Below are 15,292 nucleotides of genomic sequence, written 5' to 3'. Positions count from 1 at the left end.
TACACGCAATTAAAAGGAAATAAGAACAGAAGTTACCAACCTACAAAAGTTCATTATCTTTTTGTTGATTTTCTTGGGTAAAAAAGATTTCATTATAATTCCCTATCACTTCGATGTTTGAGAAGTAAAACTTTAAAATTTGCTCATACGTAAAACCTCTCTTTGCCATCTCCATCGCTCCTTCTTGACACAGTCCTACTCCATGCCCGTAACCTTTTCCTACTATCACCACATCATCCCCATCTTCATAACACGAGAAAAAGGTAGATTTCAGCTTAAATTTATAACGTAGACTCGTTAACTTTATTCCAGTGGATTCATCCTGAAAATACTTTTGCCTATCGTATTGTATAAAATTGTAAAGTAAAGGACCATATACGGGATCATTCTCTGGATATCCGAGCTGGTTTACTAAGTAATTTCTCCATTGAGCTTTCGGCACGCGTGTGGTATAGTTGGCCTGAACTGTATAAATGCAGAAACTGTCTTGTATAGGAGCTAAATAAGGAATTCTATTGCGCCAAACATAGTCTGTCCAAGTTGTTTGTCCCCCACAATTAGCATGAAAAAAACCTTCAACCAAGTGCAAGTCTTCATCTACCATGACCTCACCGACTGTAGCCAAAACTGCCGTGTCTATACTTGGCGTATATTTTTGTCGGTTGTGGTAGGCCTGACAATGCACCTGATCACACAACTGGAAACCATCTCTTCGATGTCTATCCAATCTATCTCTGGCATAGGTTCTCGAGATCACCGCTTGGGCCTTGTAATATTCCAGTGGTTTTCCTCCTCCTCCTTCTGACTCAACAACTCCCGCTAAATAATGATGTTCTTGCACCAAATTTACAATAGTTAGATGTCCACGCTTCCCAAAGATTACAAAATCATCGAGGTACTGCTTTTCATGCCTATTCGGAGATTTAGGAGTTAAACGCAAACCATAATCTTTTCCGGTTTGTTTGAGCTGTATAGAATCGAAAATACCTAAAGATTGAACCCCGAATAACAACTCCACTTTGTCATTGGCTCTATAGCGTATATCCACAAACTCATTAGGCAAAATTGTTTTTAAGCGCGCCGTATCACCGTAAACATTGTAGCTACCGTTATAGTAAGAGAAAATTACACGGTCTATATCATGAGATCTTACCACACCTATTCTCATTTGTTGGCCCATCACAAAGCTCAAACAAAAAGAAAGTAATATGGTAAATATCGTTTTCAATGTTTTAATTTATTGTCTTTATAATGCCCTCTGCAATTCGATCAGAGGCACCACCTCCACCTAAGATTTGTGAAAGATTTTGGTAATCTTCTAACACCTGATGCCTTCTATTTCCATTTGGTAAAACGGCCTTCAATTCCTTGGCTATGCGTTTTGGATTGCAATCTCCTTGTATCAATTCAACAACACTGAGTTTGTCCAAAATTAAATTCACTAAAGAGATGTACTTAATTTTAACCAAACGCTTTGCGATGTGATAGGAAATTGGAGAAGCTTTATAGCACACCACTTGAGGAACTTTAAACAAAGCAGTTTCTAAAGTAGCAGTTCCTGAGGTTACCAAAGCAGCTGTAGCCACATTCAAGACATCGTACGTTTTCCCAAAAACGATTTCAGTTCCTTCGGGTAAAGGAAAAGAGGTGTAAAAATCTTCGTCTAAAGAAGGTGCGCCTGCTATAACTACTCTATACTGACCAAAGTCTTTAATAGCCTCTAACATTACGGGTAATTTTCGAGAAATTTCTTGCTTTCTTGACCCTGGCAACAAGGCAATAATTTCTTTCTCCTCATTTTCAAATTGCGGATGATTATTGGCTTTGTATTGCTGTATGGCATCTAACAAAGGATGACCAACATACTCCACTTCGTAATCAAAACGTTGGTAAAACTCCTTTTCAAAAGGAAGAATTACAAACATTTTATCGACCACTTTTTTGATCTTGTGCACACGGTTTTGTTTCCAGGCCCAAATTTGAGGAGAGACATAGTAAATCACCTGTATGCCTTGTGTTTTGGCCCATTCAGCGATACGTAAATTGAAACCAGGGTAATCTATCATGACGATAGCATCTGGTTTATATTTTAATATATCTTGTTTACAAAAATTGATATTCCCCAGGATAGTTCTTAGGTTCATCACTACTTCTGCAAACCCCATGAAGGCCAAATCTCTGATGTGTTTAACCGATTTTTGCTGGGTTTGGGCTTCCATTTTATCTCCTCCCCAAAAACGAAAATCTAAAGTGGAATCTTTCTGTTGCAAAGATTTGATCAAATTGCTGCCGTGCAAATCACCACTTGCCTCACCAGCTATAATATATATTCTCTTTTGCCCCATCTTTAAACCACTAAACTTACCACAACTCCCAAGGCTAAAAGTACCGTTACAAACACAAGTCCTTGTGTAAACTTATCCCATCGCCATTGGTAATTTGAAAAGTAAAAGAGCACTAAATTAGGGATTAAAGGAAAAATCACTAACTCGTTTCTATTATTCGCACTCGCTTTCATAAATCGCCAGAGCTGATCCCAAGGTTTATTGGCGTAATTCAATTCTTTAAAGAACAGAAAACCAAGCACTGGTAAAATCAATGCGATCAATCCTCCCACAAGAGGTTTATCTATTTTTTGCTTAAAACTCATATATTATAAATCCCATTCAGTTAATTCAGGAATTAAATGGTGTGCTGTCATATCATATTGAATAGGAACAACACTCGCCCAGTTTTGATCTAAAGCCAAGGTATCCGCTTCCGAACCTTTATCCACTCTTTTAAATTCTCCGGTCAACCAATAATAAGGTTTGCCAAATTGATCCAATCTTTTATCAAATCTATCTTCCCAATGTGCTTTACCTTGTCTACATATCTTTATTCCTTTTAGATCTTCAACAGCGCAATTCGGAATATTCACATTCAAACAAGTACCCAAGGGAAACTTTTGGGTTAAGAGCTGTTGCATCACCTTTTTAACCACGTGTTTCGAAGTGGTAAAATCTGCATCTGATCCGTGGTCCAACAAAGAAAAACCTACACTAGGTATTGCTTCCATGGCACCTTCTACTGCTGCCGACATCGTACCAGAATACAAAACATTAGAAGAAGAGTTATCTCCATGATTGATGCCCGATACTAAAATATCTGGTTTGCGTTTAAAGATTTCGTATATGGCCAATTTTACGCAATCAACCGGTGTTCCTGTGCACGTATATGCCTCTATGCCTTCAAAAATTGTTGAAGCAGTTAATCGCAAGGGTTGGTTTACTGTAATGGCGTGCCCCATACCACTTTGTGGACTATCTGGAGCTACAACTACCACATCACCAAACTCTTGCACGGCCTCTACTAAGGATTTTATTCCTTTCGCAGTTATACCATCATCGTTGGTTACTAATATCAAAGGTTTTTTCATTAGATATACGCTTTAAATCTCTTGCGAAAATAAAAAGAAATCTGGCAATAAACACGGCAAATGCTTCTCAGACGATAATGCTAAAGAAAACTCTACAAAAAGACTTCTTTTAGCTTGTCCTGTTAGAATTAGATGTTATTTTTGATTCAGAAGTTAAAGAAAATGAAAACAGTGGTAATAAATAGCTGGGTGGACGAGTTGACACAATTGAGTCAAGACCAAATCCAAAGAATTCAGTCGAAATTTAAACACCTGAGTGACAAGCAAAAAACTTGGCGCCCAAATGAAAGCACCTGGAATTTATTGGAGATTTTCGCACACTTAAATCAGTTTGCTAAATATTATCATCCTGTTTTTGAAGATAAAATTGAAAACACGAAGTTTAAAGAAGCCAAAGCACCTTTTGTTTCCTCTCCGCTGGGTAAATCTGCTTGGAAAAGCATGAAGTTAGGTAGAGCCCGTAACGTAAAGCGTAAATTCAATGCGCAGAAAAATTACAACCCCACCCTAGACCCAAGTATGGTTACAGGAAATGATATAGAGGAATTCGTTAGTGGACAACAAAGGTTTTTAAAGATCTTAGAAGGTGCCAAACACATTAATCTAAGAAGAACGAAAGTTCCAATTTCTTTATCGCGTATCGTACGTTTAAGAATGGGTGATGCTTTATTATATGTTGCCTACCACGAAGAACGTCACGTAGAACAGGCTTTCAATTTATTTAAACATCCAAATTTTCCGAAAAAGAAATAAACTATGATAGGAGAAAACTTCTTTTGTTTCTTACCCGTAATTCCCGTTCGTGCAGCAGCTAGTGATCCTTCTGAAATAGTTACACAACTACTTTTTGGAGAAGTAGGTGAAATTCTAGAATTTGAAGAGCCTTGGCTGAAAATAAAAAATGCCCACGATGGATATGAGGGATATATTGATTACAAACAAATCTTTACCATCAGCAATGCTGCGAAAGAAGAGATTTTGAATAGTGGTCAACGACAAAAGTCAGCTCTCCTCTCCTACAACACCCCCATTGGTCCTATACAAACCTTGAAAGGATCTATGCTCAACGAAAATCTATCACAGTTTAAGGTAGATGACTATTCCTTCGAGAAAATCACTCAAAATAACAGTCCTTCTAAGCATGCAAACATAGGAGAAGTTGCATTGGAATTTTTAAACGCACCTTATTTATGGGGAGGGAGAACACAATTTGGGATTGACTGCTCTGGCTTTACTCAGGCGGTATTGCGTGAGTTTGGCGTAGAACTACTCAGAGATGCCAGCATGCAGGTTACACAAGGTATAGCCATAGGTTTTGAAGATATACAAGTGGGTGACTTAGCTTTCTTTTCAAACAGTAAAGACAAGGTTACCCATGTAGGAATACTTTTAGAAGACAATAAAATCATACATGCCAGTGGAAGGGTTAAAATTGAAACCTTGAACAAAGAAGGCATTTTTTCTACAGAATTAAATAAACAGACACATCGCTTAACACACTTGAGAAGATATTTAATTTAAGTACTTTTGCAAAAAGTAAAACTTAGGTTAACATTTCTTCTAGGGAAATACAACACTATGAAAATATTAATAACAGGAGGCGCAGGATTTATTGGAAGTAATCTTTGTAAAAGATTAGTAAACGATGGTCATGACGTTACTGTACTCGATAATTTACTGAGAGGAAATAAAATTGACCCTGAAGTTTTTAAGCAGATTCACTTCATTAAGGGTGATGTCAAAAACTATTCTATCGTCAATACGGCTTCAAAAAATGTGGATATAATTTTCCATTTTGCAGCTGTTTTAGGTGTGGATGTTGTGGCAGACAACCCCGTTGAAACAATGGATGTGGAAGTAATAGGTACGCGCAATGTTGTAGCTGCTGCTCAGGAGAACAACATCAAACAAATACTCTACGCCTCTACTTCTGGTATTTACGGTCATTCTGCCATAGAAAATGCTTTATCTGAAGAAGTTTTGGTAGACCCGAGAACTTCTTATGCCATGGCCAAAAGGTACAATGAAATCTATTTAGCTTCTCACAATGAAGAGAAAGGTTTGGAAGCCGTTTCCTTACGTTTCTTTAATGTATACGGAGGAAATCAAGACAACAGAATGGTCATCCCACGTTTCTTTGAACAAGCGCAAAAAGGAGAACAAATTACCGTGTATGGTAATGGTGAACAAACCCGAGATTTCACCTACATAGATGATACGATAGAGGCTTGTGTTCGACTCATGAATATCAAAGGCTACCACATTGTGAACATTGCCAATGAAGAAGAATGGAACATAAAAACCTTGGCAGAGCACATTTTAGAAATCACAAATTCAACTTCTAAAATAGCCTATATAGATGCCCCAAAAAAGCGATATGACTATGAAGTTGAACGCAGAGTGGGTAGCTCTAAAAAATTAAAACAACTTGTGAATTATAAACCCTCTACTCCCTTAGTAGATGGCTTAAAAATGATATATAATATAAACAATTAAAAAATGGTGAAGGACACTGAAATTTTTGGACTCATTGAAGACGAAAGAGCTCGTCAAACAAATGGTATAGAACTTATCGCTTCTGAAAACTATGTAAGTGATGAAGTACTTAAAGCAATGGGATCTATCCTTACAAACAAGTATGCTGAAGGTTTACCTGAAAAGCGTTACTACGGAGGATGTGAGGTAGTTGATAAAGTAGAACAACTTGCCATTGATAGATTGTGTAAATTATTTGGTGCAACTTGGGCTAACGTACAGCCTCACTCAGGAGCACAAGCAAACGCTGCAGTAATGCTAGCATGTTTGCAACCGGGAGATAAAATTTTAGGATTTGATCTTTCTCATGGTGGTCACTTAACACACGGTTCTCCCGTAAACTTCTCTGGTAAATTCTACGAACCACACTTCTACGGTGTAAAAGAAGAAACAGGAACGATAGATTACGAAACTTTGGAAGAAAAAGCACGAGCTGAGAAACCAAAATTAATCATCTGTGGAGCTTCTGCTTACTCAAGAGATTGGGATTACGCACGTATTAGAAAAGTAGCAGACGAAGTGGGAGCTTTGGTTTTAGCCGATATTTCTCACCCAGCAGGTTTAATCGCTGCAGGTTTATTAACAGATCCATTGGAGCACTGTCACATCGTTACTTCTACTACCCACAAAACATTACGTGGACCAAGAGGTGGAATCATCATGATGCGTCACAACTTTGATAACCCATTTGGAATTAAATGGAAAAATGGAAACCCTCGTTCTATGGCAAGTTTATTAGATGCTGCTGTATTCCCAGGAACACAAGGTGGACCTTTAGAGCACGTAATTGCAGCCAAAGCTGTAGCTTTCGGTGAGGCACTTTCTGATGATTACAAAGCTTACGCAAAACAAGTAGTGAAAAACGCTGCTGTTATGGCGGAAGAATTAGTGAAGAGAGGATATAAAATCATTTCTGGTGGTACAGACAACCACTCTATGTTAATTGATTTAAGAGCGAAAAACATTACGGGTAAAGATGCTGAAATCGCTTTAGGTAAGGCAGAAATCACTGTAAATAAAAACATGGTTCCTTTCGACACTGAATCTCCTTTCGTAACTTCAGGAATTCGTGTAGGTACTTCTGCAATTACAACACGTGGAATTAAAGAAGACAGCATCGCGACTATCGTTGAATACTTAGACGAGGCAATTTGCAACGCGAACGACGAGCAAAAATTAGAACAAATTAAAACAAAGGTACATTCATTAATGAGTGGATTACCATTATTTCAATAGTATATACATATGATACAAGCAAACAATCCGGCGTTAAAATCATGGGTAGAAGTTCCATCAGGATCTGACTTCCCTATCCAAAACATTCCGTTTGGAGTTTTTAAAACAGGAAACTTAACACCACGTGTAGGAACACGTATTGGTGATTTCGTTTTGGACTTGAAAACACTATATGTTTTAGGTTATTTGGAGAATTTGCCCTTCGAATTAGAAGATTTCGATACAGATAGCCTTAACCCTATGATGAAAAAAGGGAAACAGGCAACAAGAGATTTAAGAAACAGAATTTCTAAATTATTAGCTACAGATCACAAAGATCTTTCTGGAAACGAACACCACGTTGGTCAAGTTTTAATAGAAGCAGAAGCCGTAGAAATGTTAATGCCCGTGCAAGTTGGTGATTATACAGACTTCTACTCTTCTAGAGATCACGCAACGAACGTAGGTACGATGTTTAGAGATCCGAACAATGCATTATTGCCAAACTGGTTGTGGATTCCTGTTGGATACCACGGTCGTTCTAGCTCTATCATTGTTTCTGGAGAAAGCATACACCGTCCAAAAGGTCAAATTAGACCAAATCCAGAAGAAGATCCAATTTACGCTCCATGTAGATTGTTAGACTTCGAATTGGAAATGGCGTTTGTTACTTTTGACGGAAAACCATTAGGAGATTCTATCACAACTGCAGAAGCTGAAGACTACATTTTTGGTATGTGTTTATTCAATGACTGGTCAGCTCGTGATATCCAAACATGGGAATACGTTCCATTAGGACCTTTCTTGGCGAAGAACTTTGCTTCATCTATTTCTCCATGGATCGTTACTATGGATGCATTAGAGCCTTTCAAATTAGAAGGACCTGTTCAAGATCCTAAGGTTCTTTCTTACTTAGAATACGAAGGAAAACACCACTACGATATCAACTTAGAAGTTGCTATTACTCCAGAAAACGGTGAAGAGACGGTGATTTGTAATTCAAACTACAAGCACATGTACTGGAACATGGTTCAGCAGTTGGCGCACCACACAGTAAATGGATGTAACATCAACTGTGGAGATATGATGGCATCTGGAACAATTTCTGGTCCTGAGCCTAATTCTTACGGTTCTATGTTAGAATTATCATGGAGAGGTACAAAACCACTTCAAATGAAAGATGGTTCTGAGCGTAAATTCATTCAAGACCACGATACGGTAACGATGAGAGGTACATGTATGAACGGAGACGTTAAAATTGGATTTGGTGAGGTAGCTACGAAAGTACTTCCAGCTAAATAAGAGATACAAGAAACTAAAAAGCCCCGATGATTTTTTTATCGGGGCTTTTTAGTTGAACAAATTCTTACGTCAACTCGGCTTAGTCTACTTTTATCAATAAGTCTTCTTTGCTCTTTCTTACTTTAGGTAGGTTTACCAACCAATCGTTTTCAGCATCTCTGTAACCCAATGGCAACATAACACAACTCTTCAAACCTTTGGCTTCCAATCCTAAAATTTCATCTACAGCTGCTGTATCAAACCCTTCCATAGGAGTAGCATCAACACCTTCGAATGCTGCCGCTGCAATAGCTTGAGAAAAAGCAATGTATGCTTGTCTTGCTGCGTGTTCAAAGTTTTCTTGTGCCGGACGAGGTACATAAACACCTAACAATTGCTGTCTGTAATTTTCCCATCCTTCATTTTTAAACCCTCTAACTTCGTTTGTTAAGTCAAACATAAAGTTAATTCTATCTGCTGTATAAGTATCCCATGCTGCGAATACTAATAAGTGTGAACAATCAGAAACTACAGACTGGTTCCAAGCTACTGGTCTAATTTTATCTTTTACTTCTTGATTGGTTATTACCACTACTTCGAACGGTTGTAATCCACTTGAAGTTGGCGCTAAAGAAATCGCCTCTATAATGTTATCGATCTTTTCTTGAGAAATTTTTTCTCCATTCATTGCCTTTGCGGCATATCTCCAGTTTAATTTTTCAATTAATTCCATGTGTCTTTTTCAATTTGACTGCAAAGTTCGTTGCCAAAGACTAGTAAAAAATTGACCTATGTTAAGAAATCGCCCTAGCCTTGTCTTTGCGCGACAATTCTCTTCGAATTCTACTTAAACTCTCAGAAGTGATCCCTAAATAGGAAGCAATGTGATAATTCTTCACTTCCCTTTCAATATCGGGATAAGCTTGAATAAAATTTAGATATCTCTCCTTTGCAGTTTTGGAAAGATTTTCCATAATCCTGCGTTGAAAGGCTGCAAAAGCCCCTTGTAATTTTCTTCTGTGGAAACGTTGAACATCTGGGAATTTATCACAAGTTTCTTCCAAATCATCCATGTGTAGGGCAAATAAAACGGTATCCTTAAGTGCCTCAATATTCATCATGGCAGGTTCTTTCTTCAACATTGCATTGTAATCAGATGTCCACCAATCACTTAAAGCAAATTGAAAAGTATGTTCCTTCCCTGCATCATCAATAAAATATGCACGCACACACCCATCAAATAAATAATAGTTGTGCTCTACTCTATTCCCTGCTCTTAGCAAATGCTCGCCTTTTTTTAATTCTATACGTTCAAACTTAGAGGCCAAATAAGCAAATACCTCTTCCGATAAATCTAGCGTACTAAAAACTTGTTGTATCTCGCGTTGCGTAATTCCCATAATCGAGACAAAAATAAGGGAAAGCATTGGCCAAAGCTCATTTTGGTGGGGCAATCTACACCACTTGACTTGTAAAATACCTAAACCTAAGATTTCCAGAAGCCTAGTTCCTTACGAATTTATACCATTATTCAACTTTACATCATCAACAGTACTATCTTCATAAAAAAAAGTGCAAAAGCCTCTATTTTATTGGGCTTTAGATTTCACATGTTTAACATTCTTATTATTTTAGGTATATAATTATACACGTATGGCTGAGGACGCTGGGAACATAGATTTAGAAAAGGAAAGAAAAGATATACTCAATGCTTTTAGGGGCTTATTGCGCACCTTTAAGCAGGGAACAAAAGAGGAGAATAAAATGATACGTAAAGCCTTTGATGTTGCTGTTGAAGCACACAAAGACATGCGTAGAAAGTCTGGAGAACCCTATATTTTTCACCCCATTGCCGTTGCAAGAATTTGTTCGGAAGAAATGGGCTTGGGTGCTACAGCAATAGCTTGTGCACTGTTGCATGATACGGTTGAAGATACACATATCACCCTTGAAGATATAGAAGAACTTTTCGGTCCAACAGCCAGAAAAATAATTGATGGTCTTACAAAGATCCCTGAGGTTTTCGATGAAAATGTTTCTATACAAGCAGAAAACTTTAGGAAGATGGTGTTAACTATCTCTGATGATTTAAGGGTACTCCTTATTAAGTTAGCGGATAGACTCCACAATATGCGTACGCTAGAAAGTATGCGTCCAGATAAGCAATTAAAGATAGCATCTGAAACCAACTTTTTATACTCTCCTCTGGCCCACAGATTAGGGTTGTATTCGATAAAGAGTGAGTTGGAAGATTTGGGATTGAAATACATGAACCCGCCTATCTACAACGAAATACAATCTAAATTAAAATCGAGCAAGGAAGCAAGAAATCGATTCATTCGTCGATTTATGCAACCTATAAAAGATAGCTTAACCAAGGAGGGCTACGATTTTGAAATCAAGGCGCGAACAAAATCAATTTCGTCTATCTGGCGTAAAATGCAAAAGAAAGGAATTCCTTTTGAAGAGGTGTACGATCTTTTTGCCGTTAGGATCATCTTAAATACACCTGAAGAATTAGAAAAACCAGATGCTTGGAGAGTCTATTCTATTGTAACTGATTATTACCAACCCAACCCAGACAGGTTAAGGGACTGGATTTCTACGCCACGTGCAAATGGGTATGAATCCTTACATACAACGGTAATGTCGCCACAAGGTAGATGGATAGAAGTTCAGATACGTTCGAAACGTATGGATGAAATTGCCGAAAAAGGATTGGCAGCACACTACAATTACAAAGAATCTAAAAACGGCGATACTAAGTTTGACAGGTGGATAGCAGAAATCAGAGATTTAATTGAAAATCCTTCTACAGATGCTATGGATTTCATCAATGATTTTAAACTGAATTTGTTCAGTGAAGAAATCTATGTTTTTACTCCAAAGGGAGAACTTCGCGTATTACCCAATGGTGCTACTATTTTAGATTTTGCTTTTGATATTCACACCCAAGTTGGTTTAACATGTATAGGTGCAAAGGTTAACAATAAGCTCGTTCCTTTAAGTCACCAATTAAAAAGCGGTAACCAGGTTGAGATCATTACCTCTTCGAAACAAAAGCCGAATGATGAATGGTTAAAATATGTAATTACTGCTAGGGCCAAACAAAAAATTAAAAATGCTTTAAATGAAGAACGCAAGGAAATCGCTGCTGATGGTAGAGAAATACTTGAACGTAAACTAAAGAATTACAACATTAAGTTTACTAGCGAGAATGTAACTACTCTCGAACGTTTCTTTAAAGTACCCGGTGCAACAGAGTTATACATAAAAATTGCCAAAGGAAAGATTGACTTACCGAGAGTTAAGGAAATTCCGCAGGAAGGTGGACATTTTAAATCAGACAAAAAACGTCCGAAGAAAGGAGTGCAAACAGATGCTCCTGAACCTAAAACGGTGTTAAATCCTAAGGACACCATAATTATAGGAAATAATAACGTTGAACTAGATTACAAATACGCCAAGTGTTGTAATCCACTTCCAGGTGATTCAATTTTTGCGTTTAACTCTATAAGTGAAGGATTAAAAATTCACAGAACCAATTGTCCGAATGCAGAAAACATGATGAGTAAAATGGCTTATCGCTGCATACCTGCCACTTGGGAATTAGATGATGTAAAAGAACACATCGGTAAATTAAGGTTGATAGGTATAGACGATTTGGGATTGGTAAATAAAATTACAGACATCATTTCCCACCAACACAGCGTTAACATGAAATCTATCTCTTTCTCCTCTCATGATGGAGTGTTTGAAGGATGGGTTGAAGTTTATGTTCACGATTTACAACACTTGGAATCTTTGATACACAAGTTTGAAATTGTTGAAGGTGTGAAACGCGTTGAACGCTGGGATGAAGCTGAAATTGAAAAAATCAGTGATTGATTCCTAACAAAGATTTAAAACAAAGACAAGGAATAGTCGAACAAAAGGTGATAACTTTCTAAAAAAAGAATGATATGAAATTTTTTATTGATACAGCCAACTTAGCAGATATTAAACAAGCATACGATTTAGGCGTATTGGATGGAGTAACTACCAATCCTTCTCTAATGGCAAAGGAAGGAATTACCGGACAAGAAAACATATTAAATCACTACGTTGAGATTTGTAATACAGTTGAAGGAGATGTATCTGCTGAAGTAATTGCCACGGACTTCGACGGAATGGTAAAAGAGGGTCATGAATTGGCTGCTTTACACAAAAACATCGTAGTTAAAATACCGATGACACCAGCGGGAATTAAAGCCATTAAACATTTCTCAAATAAGGGAATTAGAACCAATTGTACCTTGATATTCTCAGCGGGGCAAGCACTTCTGGCTGCAAAAGCGGGCGCTACTTACATATCTCCTTTTTTAGGAAGACTAGATGATATTTCCTTTAACGGTCTTGATTTGATTGAACAAATTCGCGGTATTTACGACAACTATTTATTTGATACGGAAATATTGGCTGCATCGGTTCGTCACCCTATGCATATAATAAAATGCGCAGAACTAGGCGCAGATGTGGTAACTGCACCATTGAAAGCAATTATGGCTTTGGCCAATCACCCCTTAACAGATGCTGGATTAGCTCAATTCTTAGCCGATCACGCCAAAGGAAACCAATAACATTAACAGGCACTCGATTTTATATGGAGTGCCTTCTTTTTTATGCAAATATTATCGCAAAACATAGCTTGGGCACTACCCTTTCTACTGCTCTTATCTACAGTTGCTTTTGGTCAAACAAAAACTACCCAAATCGATTTACTGAAATATTTAAACCTAGAGGAAGGAAGTCATGCTATTTATTACAACACCTCAAAATACACCCGTGAAAATAGCATAGATACCTTAAGGCTTCAAAGCGTTCATACTCGCGGAAAGGACTATTTCTATTATGTGCAGAACAAAGCCCCCATGTACTTTGTCAACGAACATTTTATTAAAGGACCCTTTCGCATAGAAAACGACAGTCTTTTCTATTTCCCGGTAAGCGCAGAGCGAGAAATTTTATCTAGCAACGCACCAGAACAATATTTTCTGCCACGTTTTATAGATACCAAGAAACCGTACCTTTCCAAAAACATCTTTCAACAAAAGGTAAATTATCAATTTTTCAAACCCTACACTTCTATAGACACACTTGGTATTAGCATACAGACAGCTACTTTTCTGGGAAATAGTTCCGATACGGTTTATTTGGTTTTAGGTAAAGGACTTTTTAGTTATAAAATGGAAGGAAACGCTTCCAAAAATATGATAAAGACCTATTACCTCCCTGAGCCAGTAAAACAGCCGACAGGTGTTTTGTATATAAACAGTTACGGAGACACCTTAGATCAAGTACTTCTAAAAGAAAGTTACAAATACCAAAGTGATTTTTCAACGGCCGTCTATAATAAACATGGAAAATTAATCAGAGAAGATTTTTATGGCACAACAGGAGATCAAGGTGTAAAATTCATCATCTACACGTTTGATAAAAAAGGAAGACTTATAAAAGAAGAATTGCACTACACAGGAAGCTATGAACCGAAAACACTCATCATAGGGATCTGGGTAAATGAATATTACTACAATAAAAAAGGTCAACTCATAGAAAGTAGACATAAAAGGAATGCATCAGACGCTGATTATTATGCCATTGAAACCTACCTCCCAGAGGGAGGAATAACAGCAAATGAAAAACGATTTAGTCAACGACACGCATTAGAACTCTCTAAAAAATAGGATTCATAAAAAAGGGAAGTGCATCAACACTTCCCTTTTTTACTAGGTAAATTATCCTACATATTCTTCAAATATTTTTTATCTAAATAAAAGGTACCGAAGGGTAAAAGTGAAGCGACAAAGGCTAAAACACCAAAACCAAACTTCCATTTTTTTGTGTACAAAAAGTACAAGAGGAAAAAAACATAAGCTATGAACAAAAAGCCATGCGCATAGCCTACAATTTTATTGGGCCAATAAATATCCATTCCATATTTCATTCCCATGGTCACCAATAACAAAAGCCAGCTTACTCCTTCTAGGATGGCAATTTTTCTAAAGTTTTCTAAATTCATTATATATTTATTTCTAATCCATCATAAGCCACAAAAACATTTTCGGGCAATTCATTTTCAATTTCTTCTTGGGTACCAAACATGTGACTAATGTGCGTAAGGTAGGCTTTCTTTGGTTTTACTTTAGCAATAAGTTCCAATGCTTCATCTTTTGTAAAGTGAGAGATATGTTCTTCTCTACGCAAGGCGTTTACAATTAACACTTCACTCCCTTTTAACTTTTCTATCTCTTCGTCTGCAATAGTTTTTGCGTCCGTTACATAGCTAAAGTTGCGAATACGAAAACCTAAGACTGGCATTTTATAATGCAATACTTGTATGGGCGTTATCTCTTCACCACAAGGTAAAAGAAACTTCTCATTTGTTATGGTATTTAAATTCACCTTAGGTATTCCTGGATAAGTATTTCCGCCAAAAATATAATGGAACTCTCTGTGCAGAGCCTCTTGAACCTGAGTCGAGGCAAAAACTTCCATATCTCTTTTTTCTTTGAAATTGAAAGCCCTTACATCATCCATTCCTGCTACGTGATCTTTGTGCTCATGTGTAAAAATTAATGCACGTAGAGATTGCACTTTTTCGCGTAACATTTGCTGTCTAAAATCAGGTCCAGAATCAATCACATAATTTTCTCCATTTACCGTAAACATAACAGAGGTTCTTAAACGATTATCCTTTGGGTCCTCACTTAAACACACCTCACAATTGCAAGCAATTACGGGTACACCTTGGGAGGTTCCAGATCCTAAAACAACAATTTTCATAGCGTAAAAATTTCGTTTATA

At 37.3% G+C, this 15,292-nt stretch carries 16 protein-coding genes; 8 read left to right on the top strand and 8 right to left on the bottom strand.

Annotated features, from left to right (window positions below; all coding sequences use genetic code 11):
- Positions 1–40 precede the first annotated feature (40 nt).
- Genes BM327_RS02545 through surE form a run of 4 tightly spaced genes read right to left on the bottom strand, consistent with a single transcriptional unit; the run spans position 41 to position 3,418 of the window.
- Positions 41–1,228 (bottom strand): SpoIID/LytB domain-containing protein, encoded by a 1,188-nt coding sequence (locus BM327_RS02545; RefSeq protein WP_139230217.1) that lies wholly within the window; start codon positions 1,226–1,228, stop codon positions 41–43.
- 4 nt (positions 1,229–1,232) lie between these two features.
- Positions 1,233–2,345, bottom strand: a complete 1,113-nt coding sequence (gene lpxB, locus BM327_RS02540; RefSeq protein ID WP_090245986.1) for a lipid-A-disaccharide synthase — start codon at positions 2,343–2,345, stop codon at positions 1,233–1,235.
- A gap of 2 nt (positions 2,346–2,347) precedes the next feature.
- Positions 2,348–2,650, bottom strand: coding sequence for a hypothetical protein (locus BM327_RS02535; RefSeq protein ID WP_090245984.1), 303 nt, complete (start codon positions 2,648–2,650; stop codon positions 2,348–2,350).
- A gap of 3 nt (positions 2,651–2,653) precedes the next feature.
- Positions 2,654–3,418, bottom strand: coding sequence for a 5'/3'-nucleotidase SurE (gene surE, locus BM327_RS02530; protein ID WP_090245982.1), 765 nt, complete (start codon positions 3,416–3,418; stop codon positions 2,654–2,656).
- A gap of 162 nt (positions 3,419–3,580) precedes the next feature.
- Here surE and BM327_RS02525 point away from each other — a divergent pair, with 162 nt between their 5' ends.
- Genes BM327_RS02525 through fahA form a run of 5 tightly spaced genes read left to right on the top strand, consistent with a single transcriptional unit; the run spans position 3,581 to position 8,470 of the window.
- A complete protein-coding gene (locus tag BM327_RS02525; protein ID WP_170853644.1) occupies positions 3,581–4,171 on the top strand; it encodes a DinB family protein in 591 nt (196 codons plus the stop codon).
- Positions 4,172–4,174: 3 nt separating this feature from the next.
- A complete protein-coding gene (locus BM327_RS02520; protein WP_090245977.1) occupies positions 4,175–4,939 on the top strand; it encodes a C40 family peptidase in 765 nt (254 codons plus the stop codon).
- Between the two features lie 57 nt (positions 4,940–4,996).
- Positions 4,997–5,914, top strand: coding sequence for an NAD-dependent epimerase/dehydratase family protein (locus tag BM327_RS02515; RefSeq protein ID WP_090245973.1), 918 nt, complete (start codon positions 4,997–4,999; stop codon positions 5,912–5,914).
- Positions 5,915–5,917: 3 nt separating this feature from the next.
- Complete coding sequence (gene glyA / locus BM327_RS02510; RefSeq protein ID WP_090245971.1) at positions 5,918–7,189, top strand: serine hydroxymethyltransferase; 1,272 nt, start codon at positions 5,918–5,920, stop codon at positions 7,187–7,189.
- Between the two features lie 9 nt (positions 7,190–7,198).
- Positions 7,199–8,470 (top strand): fumarylacetoacetase, encoded by a 1,272-nt coding sequence (gene fahA, locus BM327_RS02505; protein ID WP_090245969.1) that lies wholly within the window; start codon positions 7,199–7,201, stop codon positions 8,468–8,470.
- A 79-nt stretch (positions 8,471–8,549) separates the two neighbouring features.
- Here the strand turns inward: fahA and BM327_RS02500 are convergent, their stop codons facing one another.
- On the bottom strand, positions 8,550–9,182 hold the full coding sequence (locus tag BM327_RS02500) for a nitroreductase family protein (protein ID WP_090245967.1): 633 nt from the start codon (positions 9,180–9,182) through the stop codon (positions 8,550–8,552).
- Positions 9,183–9,243: 61 nt separating this feature from the next.
- Positions 9,244–9,876: a Crp/Fnr family transcriptional regulator gene (locus BM327_RS02495; RefSeq protein ID WP_244526182.1), complete on the bottom strand. Its 633-nt coding sequence runs from the start codon at positions 9,874–9,876 to the stop codon at positions 9,244–9,246.
- A 226-nt stretch (positions 9,877–10,102) separates the two neighbouring features.
- Here BM327_RS02495 and BM327_RS02490 point away from each other — a divergent pair, with 226 nt between their 5' ends.
- The 3 genes from BM327_RS02490 to BM327_RS02480 all read left to right on the top strand — a co-directional run bounded on the left by BM327_RS02490 (position 10,103) and on the right by BM327_RS02480 (position 14,172).
- Positions 10,103–12,337: a RelA/SpoT family protein gene (locus BM327_RS02490; RefSeq protein ID WP_090245966.1), complete on the top strand. Its 2,235-nt coding sequence runs from the start codon at positions 10,103–10,105 to the stop codon at positions 12,335–12,337.
- 74 nt (positions 12,338–12,411) lie between these two features.
- Entirely contained in the window at positions 12,412–13,068 is a 657-nt protein-coding gene (gene fsa / locus BM327_RS02485) for a fructose-6-phosphate aldolase (RefSeq protein WP_090245964.1), read from the top strand.
- Positions 13,069–13,110: 42 nt separating this feature from the next.
- Positions 13,111–14,172, top strand: a complete 1,062-nt coding sequence (locus BM327_RS02480; protein ID WP_090245962.1) for a hypothetical protein — start codon at positions 13,111–13,113, stop codon at positions 14,170–14,172.
- 56 nt (positions 14,173–14,228) lie between these two features.
- Here BM327_RS02480 and BM327_RS02475 read toward each other — a convergent pair whose 3' ends face one another.
- Both BM327_RS02475 and BM327_RS02470 read right to left on the bottom strand, forming a co-directional pair.
- Entirely contained in the window at positions 14,229–14,507 is a 279-nt protein-coding gene (locus tag BM327_RS02475; protein ID WP_090245960.1) for a DUF3817 domain-containing protein, read from the bottom strand.
- Positions 14,507–15,271, bottom strand: a complete 765-nt coding sequence (locus BM327_RS02470) for an MBL fold metallo-hydrolase (protein WP_090245958.1) — start codon at positions 15,269–15,271, stop codon at positions 14,507–14,509. Before BM327_RS02470 ends, BM327_RS02475 begins: the two co-directional genes overlap by 1 nt.
- Positions 15,272–15,292 lie beyond the last annotated feature (21 nt).

The organism is Lishizhenia tianjinensis, assembly GCF_900116425.1.
Taxonomy (GTDB): Bacteria; Bacteroidota; Bacteroidia; order Flavobacteriales_D; family Crocinitomicaceae; genus Lishizhenia; species Lishizhenia tianjinensis.
This window is presented reverse-complemented; position numbering and strand designations above follow the sequence as displayed.

What these genes read in the sequence shown, in the direction of transcription:
- lpxB (WP_090245986.1), bottom strand. Translation starts at nt 2,345, where the DNA reads ATGGGGCAAAAGAGAATATATATTATAGCTGGTGAGGCAAGTGGTGAT.
- BM327_RS02535 (WP_090245984.1), bottom strand. Translation starts at nt 2,650, where the DNA reads ATGAGTTTTAAGCAAAAAATAGATAAACCTCTTGTGGGAGGATTGATC.
- surE (WP_090245982.1), bottom strand. Translation starts at nt 3,418, where the DNA reads ATGAAAAAACCTTTGATATTAGTAACCAACGATGATGGTATAACTGCG.
- BM327_RS02525 (WP_170853644.1), top strand. Translation starts at nt 3,581, where the DNA reads ATGAAAACAGTGGTAATAAATAGCTGGGTGGACGAGTTGACACAATTG.
- BM327_RS02520 (WP_090245977.1), top strand. Translation starts at nt 4,175, where the DNA reads ATGATAGGAGAAAACTTCTTTTGTTTCTTACCCGTAATTCCCGTTCGT.
- BM327_RS02515 (WP_090245973.1), top strand. Translation starts at nt 4,997, where the DNA reads ATGAAAATATTAATAACAGGAGGCGCAGGATTTATTGGAAGTAATCTT.
- glyA (WP_090245971.1), top strand. Translation starts at nt 5,918, where the DNA reads ATGGTGAAGGACACTGAAATTTTTGGACTCATTGAAGACGAAAGAGCT.
- fahA (WP_090245969.1), top strand. Translation starts at nt 7,199, where the DNA reads ATGATACAAGCAAACAATCCGGCGTTAAAATCATGGGTAGAAGTTCCA.
- BM327_RS02500 (WP_090245967.1), bottom strand. Translation starts at nt 9,182, where the DNA reads ATGGAATTAATTGAAAAATTAAACTGGAGATATGCCGCAAAGGCAATG.
- BM327_RS02495 (WP_244526182.1), bottom strand. Translation starts at nt 9,876, where the DNA reads ATGCTTTCCCTTATTTTTGTCTCGATTATGGGAATTACGCAACGCGAG.
- BM327_RS02490 (WP_090245966.1), top strand. Translation starts at nt 10,103, where the DNA reads ATGGCTGAGGACGCTGGGAACATAGATTTAGAAAAGGAAAGAAAAGAT.
- fsa (WP_090245964.1), top strand. Translation starts at nt 12,412, where the DNA reads ATGAAATTTTTTATTGATACAGCCAACTTAGCAGATATTAAACAAGCA.
- BM327_RS02480 (WP_090245962.1), top strand. Translation starts at nt 13,111, where the DNA reads ATGCAAATATTATCGCAAAACATAGCTTGGGCACTACCCTTTCTACTG.
- BM327_RS02475 (WP_090245960.1), bottom strand. Translation starts at nt 14,507, where the DNA reads ATGAATTTAGAAAACTTTAGAAAAATTGCCATCCTAGAAGGAGTAAGC.
- BM327_RS02470 (WP_090245958.1), bottom strand. Translation starts at nt 15,271, where the DNA reads ATGAAAATTGTTGTTTTAGGATCTGGAACCTCCCAAGGTGTACCCGTA.